The organism is Sporosarcina sp. NCCP-2716 (genome assembly GCF_023707985.1).
Classification (GTDB): Bacteria; Bacillota; Bacilli; order Bacillales_A; family Planococcaceae; genus Sporosarcina.
This window is the reverse complement of sequence record NZ_BRCF01000001.1, coordinates 493,884-512,486: the sequence shown is the minus strand read 5'-3', so window position 1 is coordinate 512,486 and position 18,603 is coordinate 493,884. Positions and strand designations below refer to the sequence as shown.

Here is an 18,603-nt window from a genome sequence, read left to right as displayed (position 1 = left end):
CGTTATTCCCCTTTTTTACGGGCGACGAGCGCAACCCAGTCTTCCATGACGACCGATTCGACCAGCTCGAAGCCTTTATCAAGCAGATCCTCTTTCACCATCTCTTTTTTAGCGGAGATGATACCGGAGACGATGAACAGTCCGCCCGGCTCCAGCAAGTCAAGGGCGTCTTGCGAGAACGTCACGATGACTTCCGCTAGTATGTTCGCGACAATCAGGTCGGCAGGTTCCTTTATGGAGTCCAGTAAGTTGCCGTGGATGACGTCGATCTTGCCATCACAGCGGTTCAACCTGATATTCTCCCTGGCTGCCGTCACGGCGACCTCATCGAGATCGAGCGCAAGGATCTTCTTGGCATCCAGAAGAGCTGCCCCGATTGCGAGGACACCGGATCCGGTGCCTACATCGATGACGGTGCTTTCCGGCTGCACATATTTTTCGAGCGCCTGCAGACACATGACGGTCGTCGGATGCGTCCCTGTTCCGAACGCCATGCCAGGGTCGAGTTCGATGATCAGTTCATCGGATTCCACCGGCTTATAGGACTCCCAAGTCGGTACGATCGTGAAACGGCCTGAAATCTTGACAGGATGGTAATACTTCTTCCAGGCGGTCGCCCAGTCCTCCTCGTCCACTTCGGTGGTCGTGATCGCTTTGCGTCCGGTATCCAAGTCGAACTGCTGCAGCTTATCGATCGACTCGCTGATCTCCTGGACGGTCTCTTTCAGGAAGCTGTTGGCCGGCAGATAGGCCTTCACGAGCACCCCTTCAGCCGGGTAGTCTTCCGGATTGAGATCATAGATTTCCCCGAACCGGTCTTCGTGTTCCCGCTCCGGTTCGGTCGAGTCCTCGATGACGACGCCGCTCGCTCCGGCTTCGTGGAGGATATTCGCAACTGCCTCGGTTGCTTCGTTTGTCGTATGGATTGCAATTTCAGACCATTTCACGTGTTTTCAACCCTTTCAGTCGCCTTTGAATGACCGTTTGATTTTGTCGAACAGGGAGCTGGAGTATTCACCCGGGGAATCCCCGTCGATCGAAGCGAATTCACGCAGGAGCTCTTTCTGTTTCTCCGTCATTTTCTTCGGTGTCACCAGTCTGATGATGACATGCTGATCGCCGATTCCGTGGCCATGGACGTTCTGGACCCCTTTGCCGCGCAATCTGAAGTTGGTGCCAGTCTGCGTGCCTGCCGGGATCTTCAATTTCACGTTACCGTGGATGGTCGGCACTTCGATTTCATCGCCGAGAGCCGCCTGCGGGAATGTCAGATTGATTTCCAGGATGATATCGTCCGCTTCCCGGATGAATTTGTCGTGAGGACGGACACGGAAGACGATGTATAAGTCACCGGCCGGCCCTCCGTTGACGCCTGCTTCCCCCTGGCCTGCGACACGGAGCTGCTGCCCGTCGTCAACACCCGCGGGAATCGTCACTTTGATCTTTTTCCGTTTCGTCACGCGGCCGCTGCCGTGGCACGTTTCGCATTTTTCCGGAATGATCTTGCCGGTACCGCCGCAGACGTTACACACTTTGCGGTTGACCATCTGACCGAGAGGGGTGTTCTGGGTGACGGAAATCTGACCGGTTCCGCCGCAATTGGTGCAGGTCTTGGCCGACGTACCTTTTTTCGCTCCGCTGCCGTGGCACGTTTCACATTCTTCCTCGCGCGGGATCTCGATTTCCGTCTCTTTTCCGAATGCAGCTTCCATGAAGTCGACGGTCATCGTATATTGCAGATCGTCCCCTTTACGCGGTGCGTTCGGGTCACGCCGTCTGCTGCCGCCGCCTCCGAAGAAAGAGCTGAATATGTCTTCGAAGCCGAAACCGTCTCCGCCGCCGAAACCGCTGAACCCGCCGCCTCCGAAGCCTTGGTTCGGATCCGCATGGCCATACTGGTCATAGGAAGCCCGTTTGTTCTCGTCACTCAGCACTTCGAACGCTTCTGTCACTTCTTTGAACTTCTCTTCCGCCCCTGCTTCTTTGTTCAAGTCTGGGTGGTATTGCTTGGAAAGCTTGCGGTACGCTTTCCGGATCTCTTCCTTGGTTGCCGACTTCGGCACGCCAAGCACTTCGTAATAATCACGTTTGCTCATCTGTCCACACTCCCGAAACTCATTTAGCGTTGTGTGCATTGTAACACTTCTTGAGGTAGTTTGGTAACAAACGAAAAAGCCAAAGCCGGAATATCGGACTTTGACTTTTCCGTCAATCAGTTATCGGTTCAGTTTTTGTTATCGTCGTTCACTTCGGAGAAGTCTGCGTCGACTACACCGTCGTCGGAACCATTCTGCTCTCCGCCCTGCTGGCCGGCTTCCGCCTGTGCCTGCTCGTACAGTTTCATCGTCATTTTCTGGACGACTTCTTCGAGTGCTGTCTTCTTCTCCTTGATGTCTTCAAGGTTGTTCGCTTCGATAGCGGATTTCAGAGCGTCTTTCGCTTCTTCGACACTCTTCACTTCATCATCCGATACTTTGCCTTCCAGGTCTTTCAGCGTCTTATCCGCCATGAAGACGAGCTGATCGGCTTCGTTGCGGAGATCCGCTTCTTCCTTCTGCTTCTTGTCCTCTTCAGCATGCGCTTCCGCGTCTTTCACCATGCGTTCGATTTCGTCGTCAGAAAGGCCTGAACTCGACTGGATCGTAATGTTCTGTTCTTTCTGTGTGCCCATGTCTTTCGCTTTGACAGTTACGATACCGTTCTTGTCGATATCGAATGTCACTTCGATCTGAGGGACTCCGCGCGGTGCCGGCGGAATATCCGTCAGCTGGAAACGGCCGAGCGTCTTGTTGTCGGACGCCATTGAGCGCTCACCCTGCAATACGTGGATATCGACAGCCGGCTGGTTGTCCGCCGCAGTCGAGAACACTTGTGATTTGCTTGTCGGGATCGTCGTATTACGGTCGATCAGTTTTGTGAAGACTGCGCCCATCGTTTCGATTCCGAGTGACAGAGGAGTGACGTCGAGAAGGACGACATCTTTCACGTCGCCTGCAAGGATCGAGCCCTGTACAGCAGCTCCCATCGCTACGACCTCATCCGGATTGACACCTTTGAACGGCTCTTTGCCTGTTTCTTTTTTGATCGCTTCCTGGACAGCCGGGATACGGGTCGATCCGCCGACCAGGATAACACGGTCAAGTTCAGAAGGGGACAGTCCTGCGTCTTTGATGGCCTGACGTGTCGGCACCATGGAGCGTTCAACGAGAGGTGCTGTGAGTTCATCGAATTTCGCACGTGTCAAGTTCACTTCCAAGTGGAGCGGGCCGGCATCCCCAGCTGTGATGAATGGAAGGGAGATCTGAGTGGATGTGACACCCGAGAGATCTTTCTTCGCTTTTTCAGCAGCATCTTTCAGGCGCTGCATCGCCATTTTGTCTTTCGACAGGTCGATGCCGTTCTCTTTGCGGAATTCCTGGACGAGGTAGCCGATGATGATGTCATCGAAATCGTCTCCGCCGAGCTTGTTGTCGCCAGCTGTTGAACGGACTTGGAATACACCGTCGCCGAGTTCAAGGATCGATACGTCGAACGTACCGCCGCCGAGGTCATAGACAAGGATTGTCTGGTCTTCATCGGTCTTATCAAGGCCGTAAGCAAGAGCTGCGGCTGTCGGCTCGTTGATGATCCGTTCGACTTCGAGGCCTGCGATAGTACCGGCATCCTTCGTCGCCTGACGCTGTGCGTCATTGAAGTAGGCAGGGACCGTGATGACGGCTTTCGTCACTTTCTCGCCGAGGTAGTCTTCCGCATATCCTTTCATGTACTGGAGGATCATCGCTGAAATTTCCTGCGGTGAGTATTCCTTACCGTCCACTTTCTCTTTGTAATCTGTACCCATATGACGCTTAACGGACATGACGGTATTCGGGTTCGTAATCGATTGGCGTTTGGCCACTTCCCCGATCTGGCGTTCACCATTCTTGAATGCAACGACAGAAGGTGTTGTCCGGTTCCCTTCAGGATTTGGAATTACTTTCGCTTCTCCGCCTTCATAGACAGCGACTACTGAGTTCGTTGTTCCTAAGTCGATACCGATAATTTTGCTCATAGTGAGATTCCTCCTAAATTGGTTCGTCTTTTAAGTATGATGCTGCGGCAGCTCACTCGTTCACTTTCACCATCGCCGGGCGCAGCACGCGATCTTTCAAGGTATACCCTTTTTGCAGTACTTCAAGCACGACGCCTGACTCCTTGCTGTCATCTGAGCCGGTCATGACGGCCTGGTGGAAATTCGGATCAAATTCGACATCTTGCGCTTCGATTTCTTCCAGACCTTCCGATTTCAGCGCTTCATCGAGACTGCGGTAGATCATTTCCATGCCCGTGAGAAGGCTTTTGGCATCTTCGCTCTCCGCTTTCACGGAAAGGCCGCGCTGGAAGTTGTCAAGCACGGGAATAAGATGTGTGAGCACTTCCTGTGCACGGTATTTCTGCAGCGCCTCCCTGTCGAGTGACGCTCTTCTTCTCGTGTTATCAAGGTCGGCAAGCAGGCGGAGCCGGCGGTTCTCTTCTTCTTCCAGCTTGGCGTTCAGTTCTTCGATCCGACGGTCGCGTTCATCCGCCTGCGGCTCAGCCGTCACGTCTTCGTTTTCTGTCTGGCTGCTGCTTTCTTCTGCTGAAGTGTCTTCTCCGGCAGCTTGGCCTGACATTTCCTGTTCTTCGGATGCTGGGTGTTTTTCTGTCATGATTGGTTCCTCCTGTCCGTAGTTCCGTCGATCGTGAGTCTTTCGAGCGCCGCTGACAAGTCTTCGCTCAGAATATCCAGCAACGTGATCACCCTGCCGTAGTCCATCCGCTTCGGTCCGATGATCGCGATGGAACCGGTCATGTCCGTACCGACAGCGTATGCGGTCGAAATGACACTGAAATCGTCAAGCGTATGCTCCCGGTTCTCCGTTCCGATGCGGACCTGTATTCCTGTGAGCGTCTGTTCGAACAGCTTGAGCGGGATCCCCTGCTCAATCGCCTCAAGGAACGTCTTCACTTTGGTCACATCATTGAATTCAGGCTGTTTCATCATGTTCATCTGGCCGCTCAGGAACAGCCGTTCATCCGTTTTCCCGGACATGGCGTCCTGAATGGAAGTAAGGATGGTGCCCGCGTTCTTGATGTGGCGTTCATACAGCATCTTTGATTCAACAGCCAATTTGCGCGGAATGTCGGACAGCGGCGTTCCGATGAGCCGTTCGTTAAGCAGGTTGACCATCTTCTCGATGTCCGGAGGGGAGAGGCCGTCAGCAATGTCGACGACATGGTTCTCCACCCGGCCATTGTTCGTCACCATGATGGCGACCGCCTTGTCTTCCGACAGGGGCACGATGGAGAAGCGCTTCACCTTGTGTGCTTTCGTGTCCGGCCCGAGAAGGACCGTCGTGTAGTTTGTCAGTTCAGAAAGAATGGATGCAGAATTCCGGATCAGCTCTTCCGTTTCCAGCACTTTCTCCTGGAAGACGGAGCGCAGCTGGAGATTGTCCTCCACTTTCAGCTTCTGCGGTGTCAGCAAGTGGTCGACATAAAATCGATATCCCTTCTCTGAAGGGATCCTCCCTGAAGAAGTGTGGGTCTTTTCCAGATACCCCATTTCTTCCAGATCCGCCATCTCATTACGGATGGTCGCCGGACTGAAAGGCGCTTCCTCTTTTTTAGAGAGCTGCCGGGAGCCTACAGGCTGAGCGGATTCGATGAAGTCGTTAACCGTCAGTTGCAAGATAAGCAATTGTCTGTTTGTCAACATGATCATCACTCCTGTTAGCACTCAAGTTAGGCGAGTGCTAATACTATAGTTAATTTACCAAATCATAAGGGGAGTGTCAAACAATTGAACCGGGTTCAGCCGAGAAATTGCTGGAACGCCTCATTGCCTTTGAATATCCCGTTCCTCGTCAGCCGGATACGCGTTCCGTGCCGTTCCGTCAGGTCTTTCTCTGCCAGTTCGTCCAGCACTGTACCATATACTTCCTCGAGCGGACGGCCGAACTTTTCCTCGAACCGGGCTGCTGAGACTCCTTCCGTTTTACGTAAACCGAGGAACATCTCTTCTTCCATCTGTTCCTGGAGCGTCACTTCGTGTTCCTCGATCCTCGGCAGACGCCCTTCCGACACGGCGGACATGTATCTCTTAAGCGGTGCGATGTTCGCATAACGGATGCCGTTCAGGTAGCCGTGTGCACCCGCACCGATTCCTGCATATTCATCGTTCTCCCAATAGATCATATTATGGACCGACTCCTTGCCGGGCACAGCGAAGTTGCTGATCTCATACTGCCTCCGCCCTGCCTGCTGCATACGGTCGATCAGCTTGGCGAACATGACCGTCTCCTCGTCTTCACCGGGCAGCGGCAGGCGGCCTTTGTTCATGAGATTGTAGAAGACCGTTTTCGGCTCGATGATCAGCGAATACGCGGAGTAATGCGGCAGTTCGAGTTCCAGCGCCCTGTCCAGCGTTGCGTCCCATTGGGTTTGCGTCTGTCCCGGCAGCGCATAGATCAGGTCGATGCTGATATCATGGAAGCCGTTCTTCCGGGCGGATCCGATGACTTGCACTGCTTGTTCAGGACTGTGCGACCGGCCGATTTTCTTCAGCAGTCCGGCGTCGAACGACTGGACGCCGAGACTCAGCCGGCTGACAAGCCCGTTCTTCAGGACGCGCAGTTTCTCTTCCGTCAGTTCATCGGGGTTCGCTTCCGTGGAAAACTCGGTGAGCGACCGGACATCCACGTAGGAATGGACGATTTCCAGCAGCCGGTCGAGCTGAGGTGCTGTCAGGGCTGTCGGCGTACCTCCGCCGAAGAAGACGGTTTCGACCATTGAGAAGTCGGCGCCGGATTGTTTCAGTATGGATAGTTCCTGTTCGATCGATTCAATGTAGGCGTCGACGGGCTGGTTCTCGAAGAACACTTTATTGAAATCACAATAGTGGCAGATCTGGTGGCAGAAAGGGATGTGTATGTAAATGCCTCTCATCGTTTGGTGACCTCCTGTAAACGCCAAACAGAGGGCTCAAGAGCCCCCTGTCTGCGCGGTTCATAACTTCTCATTCTTCATCCATGCGCAGGACTGCCATGAATGCTTCTTGCGGGACTTCGACGGAACCGACTTGCTTCATCCGCTTTTTCCCTTCCTTCTGCTTCTCGAGCAGTTTCCGTTTCCGGGAGATGTCGCCGCCGTAACATTTTGCGAGGACGTTCTTGCCCATGGACTTGATCGTCGAACGTGCGACGATCTTCTGTCCGATCGCAGCCTGCACAGGCACTTCGAACTGCTGGCGCGGGATCAGCGTCTTCAGTTTCTCGACGATCGCTTTGCCGCGGTCGTATGCGAAATCCTTATGGACGATGAAGCTCAGTGCATCGACGGTTTCGCCGTTCAGCAGGATGTCCATTTTGGCTAGCTTCGACGTCTTATAGCCGATCAATTCATAATCGAGCGACGCATAGCCTTTCGTGCTCGACTTCAGCTGGTCGAAGAAGTCATAGACGATTTCAGCGAGCGGCAGCTCATAGATGATGTTGACGCGGGATGCATCCAGATAATCCATCGTCAGGAAGTTGCCGCGTTTTTTCTGGCAGAGCTCCATCACTGCACCGACATAGTCGTTCGGCACCATGATGGACGCTTTGACATACGGCTCCTCGACATAGTCGATTTTTTGCGCGTCCGGCATCATGGACGGGTTGTCCACTTTCATCTCCCTGCCGTCTGTCGTCACGACATTGTAGATAACGCTCGGTGCCGTCGTGATCAGGTCGATGTTGAACTCGCGCTCGATCCGCTCCTGGATGATCTCCATGTGCAGGAGACCGAGGAAGCCGCAGCGGTAGCCGAAGCCGAGCGCCTGGGAGGTTTCCGCTTCATACTCGAGTGCGGAGTCATTGAGTTCGAGTTTCTCAAGGGCTTCCCGCAGATCGTTATATTTCGACGTGTCGATCGGGTAGAGACCGCAGAACACCATCGGATTCATCTTACGGTATCCTTCCAGCGGTTCGGAAGCCGGGTTGTCCGCAAGTGTGATCGTATCCCCGACACGTGTGTCGCCGACGGTTTTGATGGCGGCTGACAAATAGCCGACATCGCCGACCGTCAATTCGTCGCGCGGCGAGATTTTCGGCGTGAAGACACCGAGTTCGACGACTTCGAATTCCTTTTGCGTCGCCATCATGCGGATCGTGTCGCCCGGTCTGATGGTCCCTTCCATGATACGTATATTGACGACGACCCCTTTGTATTGGTCGTAATGGGAGTCGAAGATTAGCGCCTTCAGCGGTGCTTCCGGGTCCCCTTGGGGAGCGGGCACTTTCTCGACGATCTGCTCGAGTATGTCTTCGATGCCGATCCCCGACTTCGCGGATGCGTGCACAGCTTCCGAGGCGTCGATCCCGATGACATTTTCGATTTCGTCCTTGACCCGTTCCGGATCGGCTGCGGGCAGATCGATTTTGTTGATGACCGGGAGGATCTCCAGGTCGTTATCGAGGGCGAGATAGACGTTCGCCAATGTCTGCGCTTCGATCCCCTGCGCGGCATCGACGACCAAAATGGCCCCTTCACAGGCGGCAAGGCTCCGCGACACTTCATATGTGAAGTCGACATGCCCCGGCGTGTCGATCAGATGGAACGTGTAATCTTCCCCGTTCTTCGCTTTGTACATGAGCTGCACAGCGTTCAGTTTGATGGTGATGCCCCGCTCCCGCTCGAGATCCATGGAGTCGAGGGTCTGCGTTTTCATCTCCCTCGCCGTAATTGTCCCGGTCTTTTCGAGCAGCCGGTCGGCAAGCGTCGATTTCCCGTGGTCGATATGTGCGATGATGGAGAAGTTTCGGATGTTTTTCTGTCTGTCCAGTTTCTGCTGATGATTCATCATAATTTTCACTCCTAATTCGGCTAGTATGAATTATAGCAGAAACCGTCAGGCGGTGTTATACATTTCCTTCTGAACGGACCGGAAAAACGAAAAAGACGGCCGTGTGCGGCTCTTGCTGCACACTTCCGCCCTCTTTCTGCCATGCCGGAACAGCCGTCATTCAGTCGGTGCCGTCTGCTGTCCCCATGTTCGCGGCAGCCTCCGCAATGACGCTGACAGTGCGGCTCAGTTCTTCCTCGCTGTTGCCGATCCCGCCGAGTTCGATGAGCACGAAGCCCGGATGGAGATCCTGGTTGTATTTCCCGTCAACTCCCGGCCCGCCCTTCAGCATGATATTGCGGGTGATGCCGGGCACGAGCGCTTCCATTTCTTCGGTGAGGCTCTTCGCTGCCTCGTAATTCTTTTTATACTGGGGGTGTTCCTTGCCGATGACGATTGCGATCTTCGCGTAGCGTTTGCCGCCGACATCAACCGTCGTCTTGTCGGCTGTAACGGAATCACGGTGGATATCGAAGATGAGATCATACGATTTCGAAGCGATCGCTTTCTGTAAATATGGCCTGATCGCCTTGTAGGAACGATGATAGGGGATTTTCTGCTTGGACATCTCTTTCTGGATGTCAACGGGCAGCACATCGGGTTCGGCTCCCATTGCCGCCAGCTGCAGCCGGAGCTTCTCCCCTATCTTCGTGATGTTTTCGGTTTTGTGTGAAACGGCGACCTTGCCGTCGGCCGCCAGAGTGATCGGCTCGTATGCTTCCTCCGAGTGCGTATAGTGCAGCAGCACCTTTTTGCCGCCTGTCATCTTGGGCGGTACGAACACGTTGGATGCATACACGATGTATCCTTTCTGCTGAAGTGCCAGCGGCGGACTGCCCGGCTGTTTCTCGGGAAGCAGCTGCAGCAGTATCGGGAAAAGAAAGAGCGCGGCGATCGCTGACGCAAATGAATAGAGTGTTTTCTTCAAGAGTCATCCCCCCGTTCCCGGCTACTATATGCAGGAGGCGTCCTTTCAAGAACTCTTCTTCACGTTATGGATCCACGAGACGATCGATTCCGCAAGCGCCGAAGCATACAGCTGGACCCATCCGTCAATCTCTTTCGGGGAGATGAATGTCTTCAGCTGATGGTTGGACAGGACTTCCTCGAACAGCTGGACCCGGTCTTCATGCGGCCAGGAGGCCCAGTCGCCGAAGATGGGGATCAGCGTCTTCCGGTCCGCTTTTTCATTATCACTGTGCAGCCACGGACCGATGGACAGCTTCGACGACGGCTTGCTCTCCTCTTCGATCTTCGCGGCCATATAGCCGAACAGTGTATCGATTGCGTCTGCGATCAGCACGGGGCCGTCGACGACGGTGGGGATGCCGATCGCGATGACCGGTACACCGAGCGTCTCCCGGGACACTTCCTTCCGGCTGTTGCCGACACCTGAGCCGGGATGGATGCCCGTGTCCGTCAGCTGGATGGTCCGGCACAGCCGTGAGCTGTCACGCGCCGCCAGGGCATCGATGACGACGAGCAGGTCCGGCTGGATCACTTCTGCGACCCCTCTGATGAAGTCCGCGGTTTCAAGGCCCGTCTGGATCGTCACGCCGGGTGCGTAGATGTAAACTTCCGCTCCGTCCTGCTCGTAGTAATCAGGCACGATCGGCTGGAGCCGCTCCATCGTCAGCGGTCCGACCGCGTCAGGCGTCACATCCCGGTTGCCGAGTCCGATGAACAGCAATTTGCAGTTTTGCTGAAGCTTGAGCGGTTCTGTCAGTTTCATCAGCTGACGGGTCATTTCCTTCGCCAGTTTGCCGAGCCCCGGCCGGTCTTCAGCATGCAGCAGCGGATCGGTCAGCGTGATATAGGTCCCCTGTTTCTTGCCGATCCGCTCTTCCCCTTCCTTATCGATCTGGACGGTCGTCACGAGCGTGCGCCCTTTCTTGTCCTCCCTGAACATGACGCCATTCGACTTATCCAGTGTATCTTTTTCATGCTCGGTCCGGTGTCTTACCATCTCTTCGCTTTCGACGACCAAGTCCGTCCTGTAAAAGTCATGCTCTTCCAAAATGATCACCTCAATAGGCAGTCTGTACGCCCTGCCCGTCTTTTATGCCCCTCTCCTTTTACGCTGCCGCATGGTTCGTCATACTTTTTTTGTTGCAAAGACGCTGTCAATTTGATAAGATTACTTTTGTTATAAAGAGATATCCGAGAAATCATGGAAACACTCTTCTTACCTGATTGTTGGAGGTGAATGAAATGCCAAACATTAAAGGTGCCATCAAACGCGTAAAGCAGAGCACTGCTGCGAATGAACAGAACTCACGCACGAAAGCAGCTATGCGTTCAGCTATGCGTAAAGCGGACGCTGCGATCGAAAGCAAAGCTGACAACGCTGAAGAGCTTAAGCGCGCTGCGATCAAACATTTGGACACTGCTGCCGGTAAAGGCCTTATCCATAAAAACACAGCTGCACGTCAAAAAGCACGTCTTACAAAAAAAGCTTTGTAATGTAAAAAAGCTGTCCGTCTTTGACGGGCAGCTTTTTTTGGTTTTCTTATGGTTCCAGGAAAAAGAGTTCGAGAACCCGTTCCCTGTTCCCCGATGTCGTCTTCAGCTTCAGATCGACCGCCGCCAGACGGTCCAGCACGTGCAGCAGCCGCTGTTCGTTCGGGACGAATCGGCTGCTCATCACCAGTTTGACCCGATACGGATGGACGTTCAGGGTGCTCGCAATCTGCTGCTGATGGTAGCCTTTCTTCTTCAGTGACCCGACATGCAGCATGAGCCGCACCTGCCCCGCGATGAGCGACGCCATCGCAATCGGCTCCTCCCCGCTCCTTAGCAGATCATGGTAGACAGCCAGCGTCTTCGCGCGGTTCCCGGATACGTAGGCATCGGTCAGCCGGAAGATTTCGGTTTCGGGCGACCGGGGCACGAGCAGATCGATGACGTCTTCCGTGATGGTCCCTGCGCCGTCCATGTAGGCAGCGATCTTCTCGATTTCCTTGGACAGCTGCATCATGTTCTCCCCGGCAGTCCCGACCAGGTGATCGGCGGTCTCCCGCGTGATCGTTAAGTCCAGTGACTTCGCCTGCTGCTGGATCCAGACAGTCAAGTCGCTGCCTGTCAGTTTGTTCGCTTCTATTACTTTGGCGCTCGCCATCATCTGCTTTGTGATCTTCTTACGGGCGTCGAGTTTCTCATACGGCGCAATGAAGATGACGGTGGCAGTCGGCGATGGCTGTTTGAGCCATTCCGCCAGCAGGTCCGTCGGATGGTCGATCTTTTCCTTCCCGCGTTCTTTCGCTCGGAGGAATGATGCGTTCTTCGCCACGATCACTTTCCGCCCGCTGAAGAAAGGCAGCGTGTCCGCCTCTTCGATGACAGCGCTGACCGGTACCTCGTCCAAGTCGAAATACAGCACGTCCTCAGCAGTCACTTCCGGCATGCGGGTGATGATCTTCTCCGTTGTCTGCTGCAGCAGGTACTGTTCACTTCCTGTCAGCAGATAGACGGATTGCCCGGGATTTTTTTCGATTTCTTTCCATGCGGCAGTTACCATTGCAATCACCTCGTTCTGGTTTCCAGTATACCGCAATCCGGCGCGGTATGGAGAAATTGTGACAAATCGAGACACGATTGCCATATCTCCGTTTTACTATGGATTTTTACTGTCCGTTGTTCTATACTTGAAGTTGACTCAGGAGGTGTAGCAATGAACGAATTCGAAAAGGACGTCCAGTCCAAACGTAATGATCTTCTTGACTCAGGTGTTGGCTTCATTGTATCTTTCGTAGGTTTTTCTTTAATTTGGGTGATTGCTACGATTGTCGAAGTCGCTGCACGCTGATCACACATGAGCAAAAATAAAAGAAAGGCCCCTTCAACCGGGGTCTTTCTTTTTTTGCCGTGACGTTCCGATTTGGAGCCGGTCTCCGCGGATGACCAGCTCAACGGTGCCGTCCGATGCCGTGACCAGGAAGGGGATGCCCGCTTGCTGCAGCCGCCCGGTCACGTTGGGGTGCGGATGGCCATACCGGTTGTTGCGGCCGGCTGAGATGACGGCCAATTCGGGCTGCAGGAAATCGAGGAATTCCCGGGTTGTCGACGTGTCGCTCCCGTGGTGTCCCGCTTTCAGGATCAGGGGGCGCCAGTCCATATGGCCGTATGTGCGGATGATTCGCCGTTCCCCTTCCGCTTCCAGATCCCCCGTGAAGAGCACTTGCCAGCTGTCCGTCTTCATGAGAAGGACGAGGGAGCTGTCATTGTGCACATACGGCCCGCCGAACGGGGAAATGTAGGTGAACAGCACACTGCCTGCCTTCCAGCCGTCACCGGCCTGCCGGCTGTGTATGCCGATGTTCTTCCGCGCCGCTTCTTCCTTCATCGGCATCATTTGCTCCTCAGTGAGACTCCCGTCAGGCACGTGGACGGAGCCGACGCCGATGTCCTGCAGCACTTCATCAGCCGCCTCCATATGATCGTTGTGTGCGTGGGTGATCACCAGAAGATCGATTTTACTGATCCCTTTCCCTTTCAAATAGGGCACGACGAGCTGTCTGCCGATACGGAACGGTTTTGCGGGTGTCCGCCAGTCCTCCTCGCCGAACGCGACCTGCCCACCGGTATCGATCAGGTACACACCTTTGCGGTACGGCAGCTCGATGAGGATGCTGTCCCCCTGCCCTACATCAAGGAAAGTGATATGGGCATCCGGATCGGTATACGGCTTCAGCTGGAACGCCATCGCCGTAATCAGGATGACGGCAAGGCCGGGCAGTAGCCTGCCGCTCTTTTCGATGATGATGAATCCCGCCAGGATGGCAATGAGCATTACGCACAGCCAGAAGCTGTCCGGCTGGCCCGCCGTCCAGACTTGGCCGGGCAGCTCCGCTATCCATTCGGTGGCCGTTGACACATGACGGCGGAACGGCTCGTAGACAACGAACAGCGGGACAGCGGCGGTCTCAGAAAGGAGCGAGACGATGAGCAGGATGAGATTCGCCGGCAGGATGATCAGGGAATAGAGCGGTACATACACGAGGTTCACGACAAACGACGACAGGGACAGTTCATAGAAATGGTAAAGGAGGACAGGGGCAAGAGCCAGCTGGGTGATCGCTGTCACACTGGCGGACAGGGCTAGGAACGACTGCTGTTTCTGCAGAAAACCAGCCGAGCAGACGAGTGCGAACGCGGCTCCGTAGGAAAGCTGGAACCCGGGCTGGTACATGACGTACGGCTTCAGGAACAGGAAGCCGAGCGCACTGAGCGCGAGTGCATCATCCATCCGCAGCCGGATCTTCCCTGTCACACAGAGCAGGATGAGGATCGTGACAGACACCGCACGCCAGACTGACGGGGCACCGCCTGCCAGTACCGCATAGCACGGCAGCAGCAGGAACAGCAGGGAATCGACCGTTTCCATGCGCAGCCGGAGACGCTTCGCACTGAGCCGGAACAGCATGGTCAGCAGTCCGACATGAAGACCGGAAATCGCGAAAAGGTGCGTGATGCCGAGCGTCCTGTACTGGTCGGACAAGTCATCATCCATCGTGCTTCTGTCCCCTATCAGCAGCGCTTCCGCCTCAGTCTGCAGGGAAGCCGGGAAGACGGAACGAATATGCTCTTTCAGGAATCGGCGCTGCCCGTAGAGGCGTTCGAACCGCCTGGTGCTGCCATCAGCCATGGTCATACGGTCCGCTTTGAAAACGGAAACGGCGCCGTTCATCCGCAAATACGCTTCCATGTCGAATGCATAGCGATGGGCAGGCGGATCCGGCTCCTCAACAGTTCCTGACAGGATGACACGCTTTCCTTCAGGCGGTGCAGACAGGAGGAATTCCTTCTCCTGTTCGGACGGGATCGTATAGAGGACGTAATATACGCGGCCGTCTTCCGCTTCCGCGAACCCTTTCAGTCTGGCTCCGTCGATTTTCACCGAATCACGGAAACGCATGGATCGCTCTTCGGGGATGCCGTTCGGGGACTCCGGCCCGGGCAGTACTTTCTGAAAATAGAAATACGAGCACAGGACGAAAACAGCGAACAGGATGACCGCGGGGACATCCCGCCTGTGCTTCATGAGGAGGGGGAGAAAGAGGAACTGCAGCCAGAGCAGTTCCGGCCGGCCTGTGGAGACGGCCGCTGCTGCTGCAGCTGCAGAGAAAGTATAGTAGATGTAACGGGAAGGACGGACTAGTTGCCAAATAGCGATTCGGCTTTATCGGAAAGACGTCTCAGGTCGTCTTCCGGAATACCGGCTTGTTCAATCGTCTGCAGCAGTTCACTTACGAATTCAGCCTTCGGTGCCTGCTCGAAATCGAGGATCCGCGGATCGAACGGGATCTGGCGGACTTCGATGCCGGCGTGGGCGAACAGCTCCGTCGCATATTCGCTGTTGCGGTAATCCGTTCCGTAATAGACATTCGAGATGCCTGCCTGAATGATCGCTTTGGAGCATTGCAGGCACGGGAAGTGCGTGACGTACAAGGTGGAGCCGGCTGCAGGAATGCCGTATTTCCCGCATTGCAGGAGGGCGTTCATCTCCGCGTGGATCGTCCGGATGCAGTGGTTGTCCACTACATAGCACCCTTTGTCGATACAATGATCGCCGCCCGATACGGAGCCATTGTAGCCTCCTGCGATGATCCGGTTGTCACGCACGATCACCGCACCGACCGCGAGCCGTGTACACGTGCTCCTGACGGCCAGCAGATTGCACTGCGCCATGAAAAACTGTTCCCATGATAGTCGTTCCATTGTTTCGCCTCCTGCCTGGTTATGCAGCCAGGTCCGTATTAGTCGACCGTGATGGAGTCCGCAAGCGTCTCGAACGTCTTCTGTCCGATACCCGACACTTTCATAAGGTCCTCCACCGCCTGGAAGGCGCCGAATTCATCCCGGTACGCGATGATCGCGGCGGCTTTTGCAGGGCCGATCCCGCTCAGTGTCATGAGCTGTGCAGAGTCGGCTGTATTCAGGTTCACTGCTGCAGCGGTCCCATCTGCTGGATTTCCTTCGGGCAGTCCGGGTGTTTCGTACACAGGGGGTTCTTCCCCTTCTTCCGGGACATAGATGACAGTCTGGTCAGCCAGCAGCTGGGCATGGTTGAGCATGCGGCTGTCGGCATCTGCCGTGTAGCCTCCTGCCGCAGTGATGGCATCGATGACACGCTGCCCTTCTTCGAATGTATAGACATTCGGAAATTTCACCGCGCCTTTGACATCCACCATCAGCAGCACCGGGACCGGCTGCGCGGGTGATTCAGGTTCTTCTTCGAGCTGCAGATCATCATCGTCTTCTGCCTGTGCTGCATGGTATACGTTTTCTTGAGGGACCAGCCCGGTATCCGCCTGTCCCCGGGGGAAGAACAGGATTGCCGAGATAACAGCTGCTATCGCGAGAGGAGTGGTGACTTTCCGCCATTTTCCAAATACCAATTCAGAAAACAGAAGCGTCAGCCCTTTCAATTATGATGCTCGTGTCGACGAGTCCCCTTCACTATAGCGCATTTGCCGAATAATCGGAACTGTTACTTCCTCGCTTGGAAAAAGATCCGCTCGCTCTCGTCCTCAGGCGCTTCGTCCTCCCAGTCCGCGAAGATCCGTTCAATCGTGAATCCGGACTGCTCCAGCAGCCGGACGTATGTCATGATCGGGAAAGTCCGCTGTTCGTGCACTTCGTCGAAGCGGTCGTACCGTCCATCCGATCCGCGGACGAAGAAAGCAAGTTCCGAGCGGACGGCATGCGGTTCGTCACCCGGCGCTGTCTCCCATATGTACGAGATGCTCCGGCTGTCGTATGTGAACGGTCCTTCCTGGAAGATGACATCCGTCTTGAATGTTGAGTGGACATCGAACAGGAGCAGGCCGCCCGGGCGCAGTAGATGCAGGATGCCGGTGAACGTATCGAGGACATCCTGTTCGCTCTCCAGGTAGTTCAGTGAGTCGATCGGGATGACTGCGGCATCGAACTGACCGGATACGTCAAGCTTCTGCATCGCCTGATGATGGAAATCGATGGAGAGGCCCTGTCCAGCCGCCCGTTTGCGTGCTACTGTCAGCATCTCATCGGACAAGTCGATCCCCGTGACATGTGCTCCCTGCCCTGCCAGCAAAACAGAAAGGATCCCGGTGCCGCAAGCGACATCCAGGATCTTTTTGTCTGCAGCTGTTCCGAGTGCAGTTTCAATGAGCTGTACATAGTCACCGTAGGGAATATCCGCCATCAGTTCGTCATAGACAGCTGCAAATTTCGAGTACATCATTGGACAGTATCATCCGCCACTTCGATTTCAGGTGCGTCTCCCCAAAGTCTCTCGAGGTTGTAGAAGCTCCGCTCATCCTTGTGGAAGACATGCGCGATGACGTCACCGAGGTCGACGAGCACCCACCGTCCGGCGTCCATCCCTTCGATCCGTTTCACGTCGTACTGTTCTTCTGCAGCCTTGTCCGCGATTTCACGTGCAATCGCCTGGACTTGACGCTCTGAATTGGCATGGCAGATGACGAAGAAATCCGCCACGAGGGAGACCCCTTCCATATTCAGCACGACAATGTCTTCCGCGCGTTTATCGTCTGCTGCTTTGAATGTCACTTCTAATAATGTTGGCATTGGTTCACTTTCCTTTCACTGTACAAAATAATTATAGCATTCTATGGAATCCGGATGCACGGGCACCCGCTTGCTGACCAAATGCTGAACCGAGTGGACGATACAGGCTTCCATCACCCCGGACAACGGGCCTTCCGCATGGCGGCGCAGTTCCTCCACCCCCGGAAACTCCCGACCGGGTTCGATCATGTCCGCTACATAGACGACCATTTCCAGGTCGGACATCGCGGCTCTTCCGGTCGTGTGGAAACGGATGGCATTCAGGATGTCCCTGTCCGTGATTCCGTATTCCTCTTCAGCGATCAACGCCCCGGCCGGTGCATGCCAAAGCTCTTTGTTGAATTTGAAAAGCTCCGGTCCGGTCCCGCGGTCTGTCAGCAGCCGCTGCAGCCCGTCGGCACTCATGCTTTTCGCGATATCGTGGAACAGGGCCGCCGTCTCCGCCTTGTCTGCAGGCACGCCATGCATGGCCGCGAGCGCCCTCGCTGTTTCCGTGACCCGTAAAACGTGTTCGAAGCGCCGCAGCGGCAGCCGCTGCTGCAGATCACTGATCAGGTTGTCAAGATCCATATAATCGCTCCTTCCGAATGTAGCGGTCGACGGATGGCGGGATCAGATAGCCGGTCGTCCTTTGCGAGCGGTATCTGTTCCGTAGCATCGTCGAGGAGACATCGATCAGCGGGACTTCGACATAATTGATCGGCAGTTCGGTATGCCCGGCGGTGCCTGGTCGGCGGACACCGACAAACCGCACCATCGTCAGCAGCCGGTCTATGCCGCGCCACGTATGAAGCGAATCGATCATATCGCCGCCTATGATGAAATGGAACTCGGCATCCGGTTCCTTTTCCATCAGCCGACCCATCGTGATCACCGTATAGGATACGCCGCCTGACGCCACTTCCTCATCACACACCGTAAGCCGGCTGTTCCCCTGCACGGCAAGTGCCGTCATCTCAAGCCGCTGCCGGGGGCTGGCCGTATCCGCCAGCAGCTTATGGGGAGGGATGGCGGTCGGCATGAGCCGCACCTCATCGAGTCCTAGTGCATCACATACTTCGTCCGCCATGATCAGGTGACCGATGTGCGGCGGGTTGAATGTGCCGCCGAGTATACCGATTTTCCGCATG

The 18,603-nt window shown here is 55.2% G+C and carries 19 protein-coding genes; 2 read left to right on the top strand and 17 right to left on the bottom strand.

The window, feature by feature from the left end; genetic code table 11:
- Window positions 1–2 precede the first annotated feature (2 nt).
- From prmA to gpr, 9 genes are all read right to left on the bottom strand, one after another.
- Window positions 3–947, bottom strand: a complete 945-nt coding sequence (prmA, locus tag NFU03_RS02650; protein WP_251635883.1) for a 50S ribosomal protein L11 methyltransferase — start codon at window positions 945–947, stop codon at window positions 3–5.
- A gap of 15 nt (window positions 948–962) precedes the next feature.
- A complete protein-coding gene (gene dnaJ / locus NFU03_RS02645; RefSeq protein ID WP_251635881.1) occupies window positions 963–2,096 on the bottom strand; it encodes a molecular chaperone DnaJ in 1,134 nt (377 codons plus the stop codon).
- A 128-nt stretch (window positions 2,097–2,224) separates the two neighbouring features.
- On the bottom strand, window positions 2,225–4,051 hold the full coding sequence (gene dnaK / locus NFU03_RS02640) for a molecular chaperone DnaK (protein ID WP_251635879.1): 1,827 nt from the start codon (window positions 4,049–4,051) through the stop codon (window positions 2,225–2,227).
- Between the two features lie 52 nt (window positions 4,052–4,103).
- On the bottom strand, window positions 4,104–4,688 hold the full coding sequence (gene grpE, locus NFU03_RS02635; protein ID WP_251635878.1) for a nucleotide exchange factor GrpE: 585 nt from the start codon (window positions 4,686–4,688) through the stop codon (window positions 4,104–4,106).
- Complete coding sequence (gene hrcA / locus NFU03_RS02630; RefSeq protein ID WP_251635877.1) at window positions 4,685–5,737, bottom strand: heat-inducible transcriptional repressor HrcA; 1,053 nt, start codon at window positions 5,735–5,737, stop codon at window positions 4,685–4,687. The genes grpE and hrcA overlap by 4 nt, the downstream gene beginning before the upstream one ends.
- A 95-nt stretch (window positions 5,738–5,832) precedes the next feature.
- A complete protein-coding gene (hemW, locus tag NFU03_RS02625) occupies window positions 5,833–6,966 on the bottom strand; it encodes a radical SAM family heme chaperone HemW (protein WP_251635876.1) in 1,134 nt (377 codons plus the stop codon).
- A 70-nt stretch (window positions 6,967–7,036) separates the two neighbouring features.
- Entirely contained in the window at window positions 7,037–8,860 is a 1,824-nt protein-coding gene (lepA, locus tag NFU03_RS02620; RefSeq protein WP_398289710.1) for a translation elongation factor 4, read from the bottom strand.
- Window positions 8,861–9,023: 163 nt separating this feature from the next.
- Window positions 9,024–9,830 carry a stage II sporulation protein P gene (gene spoIIP, locus NFU03_RS02615; RefSeq protein WP_251635874.1) on the bottom strand — a complete coding sequence of 269 codons (807 nt, stop codon included), beginning with the start codon at window positions 9,828–9,830 and terminating at the stop codon, window positions 9,024–9,026.
- A 45-nt stretch (window positions 9,831–9,875) separates the two neighbouring features.
- Window positions 9,876–10,919 carry a GPR endopeptidase gene (gene gpr / locus NFU03_RS02610; protein WP_251635873.1) on the bottom strand — a complete coding sequence of 348 codons (1,044 nt, stop codon included), beginning with the start codon at window positions 10,917–10,919 and terminating at the stop codon, window positions 9,876–9,878.
- A 194-nt stretch (window positions 10,920–11,113) separates the two neighbouring features.
- Here gpr and rpsT point away from each other — a divergent pair, with 194 nt between their 5' ends.
- Window positions 11,114–11,365 (top strand): 30S ribosomal protein S20, encoded by a 252-nt coding sequence (gene rpsT, locus NFU03_RS02605; protein ID WP_251635870.1) that lies wholly within the window; start codon window positions 11,114–11,116, stop codon window positions 11,363–11,365.
- A 46-nt stretch (window positions 11,366–11,411) separates the two neighbouring features.
- On the opposite strand, the gene holA is transcribed toward rpsT, so the two are convergent.
- Window positions 11,412–12,419, bottom strand: coding sequence for a DNA polymerase III subunit delta (gene holA, locus NFU03_RS02600; RefSeq protein WP_251635869.1), 1,008 nt, complete (start codon window positions 12,417–12,419; stop codon window positions 11,412–11,414).
- Window positions 12,420–12,572: 153 nt separating this feature from the next.
- Here holA and NFU03_RS02595 point away from each other — a divergent pair, with 153 nt between their 5' ends.
- Complete coding sequence (locus tag NFU03_RS02595) at window positions 12,573–12,707, top strand: YqzM family protein (protein WP_025784809.1); 135 nt, start codon at window positions 12,573–12,575, stop codon at window positions 12,705–12,707.
- Window positions 12,708–12,740: 33 nt separating this feature from the next.
- Here the strand turns inward: NFU03_RS02595 and NFU03_RS02590 are convergent, their stop codons facing one another.
- From NFU03_RS02590 to NFU03_RS02560, 7 genes are all read right to left on the bottom strand, one after another.
- A complete protein-coding gene (locus tag NFU03_RS02590) occupies window positions 12,741–14,816 on the bottom strand; it encodes a DNA internalization-related competence protein ComEC/Rec2 (RefSeq protein ID WP_251635867.1) in 2,076 nt (691 codons plus the stop codon).
- A 239-nt stretch (window positions 14,817–15,055) separates the two neighbouring features.
- The gene (locus tag NFU03_RS02585) at window positions 15,056–15,619 is read right to left on the bottom strand and encodes a ComE operon protein 2 (RefSeq protein WP_251635865.1); all 564 of its coding nucleotides are present in this window, start codon (window positions 15,617–15,619) and stop codon (window positions 15,056–15,058) included.
- Window positions 15,620–15,657: 38 nt separating this feature from the next.
- Window positions 15,658–16,329: a helix-hairpin-helix domain-containing protein gene (locus tag NFU03_RS02580; protein ID WP_251635863.1), complete on the bottom strand. Its 672-nt coding sequence runs from the start codon at window positions 16,327–16,329 to the stop codon at window positions 15,658–15,660.
- A gap of 62 nt (window positions 16,330–16,391) precedes the next feature.
- Window positions 16,392–17,126, bottom strand: coding sequence for a class I SAM-dependent DNA methyltransferase (locus NFU03_RS02575; RefSeq protein WP_251635861.1), 735 nt, complete (start codon window positions 17,124–17,126; stop codon window positions 16,392–16,394).
- Window positions 17,123–17,473, bottom strand: coding sequence for a ribosome silencing factor (gene rsfS / locus NFU03_RS02570; protein WP_251635859.1), 351 nt, complete (start codon window positions 17,471–17,473; stop codon window positions 17,123–17,125). The genes NFU03_RS02575 and rsfS overlap by 4 nt, the downstream gene beginning before the upstream one ends.
- 15 nt (window positions 17,474–17,488) lie before the next feature.
- Entirely contained in the window at window positions 17,489–18,043 is a 555-nt protein-coding gene (yqeK, locus tag NFU03_RS02565) for a bis(5'-nucleosyl)-tetraphosphatase (symmetrical) YqeK (protein WP_251635857.1), read from the bottom strand.
- Window positions 18,033–18,602, bottom strand: coding sequence for a nicotinate-nucleotide adenylyltransferase (locus NFU03_RS02560; RefSeq protein WP_251635855.1), 570 nt, complete (start codon window positions 18,600–18,602; stop codon window positions 18,033–18,035). Before NFU03_RS02560 ends, yqeK begins: the two co-directional genes overlap by 11 nt.
- Window position 18,603 lies beyond the last annotated feature (1 nt).

Excerpts from the sequence above, each read along its gene's own strand:
- dnaJ (WP_251635881.1), bottom strand. The coding sequence starts at position 2,096 with ATGAGCAAACGTGATTATTACGAAGTGCTTGGCGTGCCGAAGTCGGCA.
- dnaK (WP_251635879.1), bottom strand. The coding sequence starts at position 4,051 with ATGAGCAAAATTATCGGTATCGACTTAGGAACAACGAACTCAGTAGTC.
- grpE (WP_251635878.1), bottom strand. The coding sequence starts at position 4,688 with ATGACAGAAAAACACCCAGCATCCGAAGAACAGGAAATGTCAGGCCAA.
- hrcA (WP_251635877.1), bottom strand. The coding sequence starts at position 5,737 with ATGTTGACAAACAGACAATTGCTTATCTTGCAACTGACGGTTAACGAC.
- hemW (WP_251635876.1), bottom strand. The coding sequence starts at position 6,966 with ATGAGAGGCATTTACATACACATCCCTTTCTGCCACCAGATCTGCCAC.
- lepA (WP_398289710.1), bottom strand. The coding sequence starts at position 8,860 with ATGAATCATCAGCAGAAACTGGACAGACAGAAAAACATCCGAAACTTC.
- rpsT (WP_251635870.1), top strand. The coding sequence starts at position 11,114 with ATGCCAAACATTAAAGGTGCCATCAAACGCGTAAAGCAGAGCACTGCT.
- holA (WP_251635869.1), bottom strand. The coding sequence starts at position 12,419 with ATGGTAACTGCCGCATGGAAAGAAATCGAAAAAAATCCCGGGCAATCC.
- NFU03_RS02595 (WP_025784809.1), top strand. The coding sequence starts at position 12,573 with ATGAACGAATTCGAAAAGGACGTCCAGTCCAAACGTAATGATCTTCTT.
- NFU03_RS02590 (WP_251635867.1), bottom strand. The coding sequence starts at position 14,816 with ATGCGTTTCCGTGATTCGGTGAAAATCGACGGAGCCAGACTGAAAGGG.
- NFU03_RS02585 (WP_251635865.1), bottom strand. The coding sequence starts at position 15,619 with ATGGAACGACTATCATGGGAACAGTTTTTCATGGCGCAGTGCAATCTG.
- NFU03_RS02575 (WP_251635861.1), bottom strand. The coding sequence starts at position 17,126 with ATGATGTACTCGAAATTTGCAGCTGTCTATGACGAACTGATGGCGGAT.
- rsfS (WP_251635859.1), bottom strand. The coding sequence starts at position 17,473 with ATGCCAACATTATTAGAAGTGACATTCAAAGCAGCAGACGATAAACGC.
- yqeK (WP_251635857.1), bottom strand. The coding sequence starts at position 18,043 with ATGGATCTTGACAACCTGATCAGTGATCTGCAGCAGCGGCTGCCGCTG.
- NFU03_RS02560 (WP_251635855.1), bottom strand. The coding sequence starts at position 18,602 with ATGCGGAAAATCGGTATACTCGGCGGCACATTCAACCCGCCGCACATC.